The organism is Planktotalea sp. (assembly GCF_049680325.1).
Taxonomy (GTDB): domain Bacteria; phylum Pseudomonadota; class Alphaproteobacteria; order Rhodobacterales; family Rhodobacteraceae; genus Planktotalea.
On record NZ_JBAUHO010000386.1, the window covers coordinates 1 to 3,932 of the forward strand.

Sequence of the window (3,932 nt, forward strand, 5' to 3'; positions counted from 1 at the left end):
GTTCTGGACAGGCATTTTGCTGCTGATTGCGTTCTCGTTGAAAATCCAGTGGTTTCCAGTGGCGGGAATGATTGATGTCTCGGCTGAGGGTGGTTTCTGGTTCCGCGCAGGCGACATTGCACGCCATATGGTGCTTCCTGTAATCACGCTAGGCTCTATCTTCCTTGCACTGTATTCGCGCCTTGCTCGGGCGACGATGATGGAAACTCTGGGTTCGGACTATGTGCGCACCGCAAAAGCCAAGGGGCTTTCACCCAATCAAGTCGTCTATAAACACGCTTTGAAAAACTCGCTTTCGCCGGTGATTACGCTGGCAGGCTTGCAGTTTTCGGCGGTGATTTCCGGCGCGGTTCTGGTCGAAGCAGTGTTTAGCTGGCCGGGGCTTGGCACGCTGGCGTTCCAGTCGATTATCGCACGTGATACGCCGACGATCCTCGGCATCCTCTTTTTCTCTGCGCTGGTCGTAATCGTTGGCAACTTGCTGACCGACCTCGCACTTCGCCTGATTGATCCGCGTGTGGGGAGCAAAGGATGAGCCTAATAGAACCTGAAAACACGCTGCCCGAAGCACGCTCGCCGTTTTCCGAAGCATGGGAAATGTTTCGCGGGAACACGGCGGCGATGCTCGCGCTGTTCGTCCTTTCGCTGATTATCCTTTGCGCAATTTTCGGCCCCTACATCTATCCTACGGATCCATTCGATATGGTCTGGGCTCCGTTCTCGCCCCCGGGCGTTGATGGATTCTGGCTTGGCACAGATTATCTGGGCCGTGATCTTATGGCTGCCCTCATACACGGCGCGCGCGTTTCGATCGTGATCGGCGTTGCGGCGGCGGCGGTGTCCATTTTCATTGGCGTGACCGTTGGAGCGCTTGCCGGGTTTTACAAAGGCTGGGTTGAAGAGCTGCTGATGCGGATCACCGAGTTCTTTCAGGTTCTGCCGACACTGCTTTTTTCAATGGTGATTGTTGCGCTTTTCGGTGCTTCACTACCGATGATTACATTCGCAATCGGTGTTGTCAGCTGGACCGCAGTTGCGCGGATCACGCGCTCTGAATTCTTGCGTATCCGCGAGCTGGAATATGTCACTGCCTCACGCGCATCGGGCGCGACCAACGCCAAACTGATGTTCCGCGTGATCCTGCCCAACGCATTGCCGCCGATCATCGTGCAAGCTGCGCTGATGGTTGGCTCTGCGATCCTGTTCGAAGCGGGGCTTAGTTTTCTTGGATTGACCGACCCGAACGTTGTGTCATGGGGGCAGGTGATTGGTTCCAACCGCCAGTACATTCTTGATGCGAGCTATACAGTCACCATTCCGGGCGTCGCAATTTTTGTAACAGTGCTTTGCATTTCGCTCGTCGGGGACGGGCTAAATGATGCGTTAAATCCCAAGTTGAGGTCGCGCTAATGGCTTTGCTGAGTGTCAAGAACCTGCGGATCGAAATCAAGACCCGCGATGGTGTTGCGCCAGTGATTGACGACTTGTCGTTTGATCTGGATGCCGGTGAATCGCTTAGTTTTGTGGGCGAGTCCGGTTGCGGAAAATCCATGACAGCCCTCGCGCTGATGGGCTTGCTACCCGAAGGCGTCGGCAGCGTTGCGTCAGGCTCCATTACGTTTGATGGCGAAGAACTGACAACGGCCAGTGAAGCGCGTTTGCGTCAGATCCGCGGCAACGACATTTCGATGATCTTTCAGGAACCGATGACATCACTCAATCCGCTTTACACGGTCGGTGAACAGATCGCGGAAGTGCTGCGTGCGCATCAGGGTCTGTCCAAACGCGCAGCGTGGGCGCAAGCAATTGAGCTACTTGATGCGGTCCGTATCCCTAACGCAAAAGCGCGGGTGTCTGATTATCCCTTCCAGATGAGCGGAGGTCAGCGCCAGCGCGTGATGATCGCTATTGCACTGGCGTGCGAGCCGAAAATTTTGATCGCGGATGAGCCGACAACCGCGCTGGATGTAACGGTTCAAGCGCAGATTTTCGATCTGCTGCAAGATATGCGCCGCCAAACGGGAAGCGCGATTATTCTAATTACCCACGATATGGGCGCTGTCGCCGAAATGGCAGAGCGCATGATCGTCATGTACGCGGGCCGCAAGGCAGAGCTTGGTCCTGTGGAAACTGTTATCGATCACCCGCGCCATCCTTACACGGCGGGGCTTATCTCTTGTGTGCCACATATTCTGTCCACGCTGACGCAAGAACGTGAAGAGCTGGTCGAGGTGCCGGGCATTGTTCCATCGCTTATGGATTTTGGCAAAGACACCTGCCTGTTTGCATCTCGTTGCAGACATGCCGACGACAAGTGCCGTCAACAGCGCCCTCCCGAGGTGAGCTTTGGCGATGCGCATCAGTCTGCCTGCTGGCGCGCGGAGGAATTGTAGATGAGTACTGACACGCTTTTGGACGTTGAAAACCTGACTGTACGCTTCGCCGTAAAGCGCGGCGGGAGTTTTGGCAAGAACGCCTACCTGCATGCTGTTGATGACGTCAGCTTTACGATCAAGCAGGGCGAAACCCTTGCGATTGTGGGCGAATCCGGGTCGGGTAAAACCACGACGGCCTTGGCCGTCGCACGCCTTGTTGAAAGCTATCAAGGCAAAGTGAAGCTGGGCGATACGGACCTTCTGACTTTGAGCGATGAAAACCTGCGCCAAGCGCGCGCACGGGTTCAGTTCATTTTTCAGGATCCTTACTCATCACTTAATCCTCGATTGCGCGCCGCTGATATCGTGCGCGAGCCGATGGATAGTCTTGGCGAGATGAGCGAAGCGGAAAAGAACGAGCGCATTGATTTCCTGTTCAATGCCGTTGGCCTTCGCCCCGAACAGCAGCGCCTGTTCCCGCATCAGTTTTCGGGCGGGCAACGCCAGCGTATCGGTATCGCCCGCGCCTTGGCGACCCAGCCCGATTTGATTATTTGCGATGAACCTGTGTCTGCGCTCGACGTTGCCGTGCAGGCGCAAATTCTAAACCTGCTGCGCAAGCTGCAAAAGGAATTCGGGCTGACTTATCTCTTTATCAGCCACGATCTGGGCGTCGTTCAACATATGTGCGATTCAATAGCGGTGATGTATATGGGCAAGATCGTGGAACACGGTCCGCGCCTTGATATCTTCAACGCACCGCAACACCCATACACACGTGCGCTTTTGTCCGCGGTTCCATCCGTCGATAAGGCACGCCGCGCGCAAACCAAGCGTATTTTGATACCGGGCGATCCGCCCGATCCCGTCAACTTGCCAGCCGGGTGCCGTTTTGCCAATCGCTGCCCCGCTGCGCAGGATATTTGTCGTCGCGACGAGCCCGAACTCGCGAACGGGGTGGCCTGTCATTTTCCGGGTGCAGAGATTTAAGCATGGCCCGTTTTGGTGTTTTTGTGCGTAGCGCCGCCGAATTGGCTTGTATCGCGGCGCAAAACCCGTTTCCAAAAGTGGCGGGCAGCAAGGTTACTGCGATTTTTCTTGATGGCCTCGCTAGCGAGGCGCTTTGCAGCGGCCTTCGCGGGCAGGCCGATGAAGAGATAATGGCAGGCGCTGGGGTGATATATGTGCATTACCCGAATGGGTTAGGGCGCTCCAAACTGCGAATATTGGGCGCTGAACACGGGTCTGCGCGTAATATGAATACCGTCGCCAAAATGGTTGCGCTTACGTCTTAGGCTTGTCACTGATCCAAAGATTAATCACGCCTTCGACCACGACTGTCCCATCTGTGCGTCGCGCGCTTACCTTGATAGGCAATTCACCAGCAACCCAATCTGCAGGATCGCTGATGGCTTCGCAGATCAAATCGGACTCGCCCTTGGCGGGATAGGTCAGTTCCATCCCTTTGGGTATCCAGCGCAGGTGTTTCGGGACCGTCGCCTCTGCCAGAAAACCCATCGCCATTTCTAAACCGTTGGCCACGGCGATCACGTGGAC

At 55.7% G+C, this 3,932-nt stretch carries 6 protein-coding genes; 5 read left to right on the forward strand and 1 reads right to left on the reverse strand.

Annotated features, from left to right (window positions below; translation table 11 throughout):
- The 5 genes from WBC85_RS17220 to WBC85_RS17240 all read left to right on the forward strand — a co-directional run.
- Window positions 1–535 (forward strand): ABC transporter permease (locus WBC85_RS17220; protein ID WP_424440268.1); only part of this gene is annotated, 535 nt, incomplete at its 5' end.
- On the forward strand, window positions 532–1,410 hold the full coding sequence (locus WBC85_RS17225; RefSeq protein WP_424440271.1) for an ABC transporter permease: 879 nt from the start codon (window positions 532–534) through the stop codon (window positions 1,408–1,410). The genes WBC85_RS17220 and WBC85_RS17225, both read left to right, overlap by 4 nt.
- On the forward strand, window positions 1,410–2,393 hold the full coding sequence (locus WBC85_RS17230; RefSeq protein ID WP_424440274.1) for an ABC transporter ATP-binding protein: 984 nt from the start codon (window positions 1,410–1,412) through the stop codon (window positions 2,391–2,393). The genes WBC85_RS17225 and WBC85_RS17230 overlap by 1 nt, the downstream gene beginning before the upstream one ends.
- Window positions 2,394–3,365 carry an ABC transporter ATP-binding protein gene (locus WBC85_RS17235; RefSeq protein WP_424440277.1) on the forward strand — a complete coding sequence of 324 codons (972 nt, stop codon included), beginning with the start codon at window positions 2,394–2,396 and terminating at the stop codon, window positions 3,363–3,365. It begins immediately after the preceding gene.
- Window positions 3,366–3,367: 2 nt separating this feature from the next.
- On the forward strand, window positions 3,368–3,670 hold the full coding sequence (locus tag WBC85_RS17240) for a hypothetical protein (protein WP_424440280.1): 303 nt from the start codon (window positions 3,368–3,370) through the stop codon (window positions 3,668–3,670).
- On the opposite strand, the gene WBC85_RS17245 is transcribed toward WBC85_RS17240, so the two are convergent.
- The coding region (locus tag WBC85_RS17245; protein WP_424440283.1) for a DUF4442 domain-containing protein at window positions 3,660–3,932 on the reverse strand (273 nt) is incomplete at its 5' end. The two genes, WBC85_RS17240 and WBC85_RS17245, sit on opposite strands and share 11 nt — an antisense overlap.